The organism is Marinobacter sp. 1-3A (genome assembly GCF_016597775.1).
Taxonomy (GTDB): Bacteria; Pseudomonadota; Gammaproteobacteria; order Pseudomonadales; family Oleiphilaceae; genus Marinobacter; species Marinobacter xiaoshiensis.
The window spans coordinates 1-1121 of sequence record NZ_VCGZ01000040.1; the positions used below are offsets into that span (position 1 = coordinate 1).

Below are 1121 nucleotides of genomic sequence, written 5' to 3' on the forward strand. Positions count from 1 at the left end.
CTGGTCGTGGCTATAGGGCCTGAAGCGGGGCTTGGCTTTGGGCATCTGACGGCTCCTTGTCTGTTTGCTCAATCCTATCAAACCGAGGCGCGATTTCGGGGTTTTTCTACAGCCTCAACGCCCGGGTAATAGGCGAGAGCTTGCGAGCGTCCTAATTGACGCGTTTGTTAGCATTTTATGACCAGATGTACATGCTCGATTTTTTATTTAGAATCTTTAGCTCAAACGACTTAGTGCAAACACTATTAGCTATTCCATAGCAAACGTGCAACGGCAATAAATGCTCTTCTCTTGGGTGACAGTAACGAGCACCGGGGGCTTTTTCCCATTGGATAAATCTTTGTTCTCTTTCTTCTTCAGTAATACTACTGTTAGTGCAAGTCTCTAGCAGCCACGCTTCAAAAGATTCATTTAAAGTTTTTGATTCACTGGTTTCAGATGAAAAAAATGCTTTCATATTATGAAAGGAGAAACCAGAACCAATTATAAGTAAATTTTCATACTCCAAGTCTTGGATTGCTCGCCCTATCCCGACATGAGCTGCTGGACTGAGATTATCGACAAGAGAGAGCTGAATGCACGGAATATCTGCCTCCGGGTACATGATTTTCAGAGGAATAAATAGACCGTGGTCAAAACCGCGCTGCTCATCAAGTTTTGCGGAAATACCTGAATGCTCCAGCCGCTTATAGGTCTGCTCCGCCAGTGATGGCTCTCCCTGACAAGGATAGGTAATACTATAAGACTTTTCTGGAAATCCATAGTAATCGTAAATAAGGGAAGGGTTGGCGCCCGAAGTAATGGTTGGGATTTTTTCTTCCCAGTGCGCACTTACCACTAAAATGGCTGATGGCTTACGCAAAATAGATGAGATTTTTTGCAAGCAATCAATCATTTCTTTATGCCCAACATCACCTAGAAGTGGCATCGGCCCGCCGCCATGAGACAAAAATAATATTTGAGGTTTAGTGTTCATCACGATCCTCTTAATAGGAGAATGCTAACGAGGCTGTAGAAAAACCCAAAAATGAGCGAGCATTCCACCGCCTACGATCTCGTTTTTATTCAGCCGGTCAGTTCGCCCGACAACGTTCAGTTTTCGGATGAATTGTCCTTTATAG

1 protein-coding gene is annotated in these 1121 nt (G+C 44.0%); it reads right to left on the minus strand.

Annotated elements, in window-relative coordinates; all coding sequences use genetic code 11:
- Positions 1 to 175: 175 nt before the first annotated feature.
- Complete coding sequence (locus FE848_RS18575; RefSeq protein WP_086994183.1) at positions 176 to 976, minus strand: DODA-type extradiol aromatic ring-opening family dioxygenase; 801 nt, start codon at positions 974 to 976, stop codon at positions 176 to 178.
- Positions 977 to 1121 lie beyond the last annotated feature (145 nt).

Bases quoted from the DNA above. Each gene is read 5' to 3' on its own strand.
- FE848_RS18575 (WP_086994183.1), bottom strand. From the start codon at position 976: ATGAACACTAAACCTCAAATATTATTTTTGTCTCATGGCGGCGGGCCG.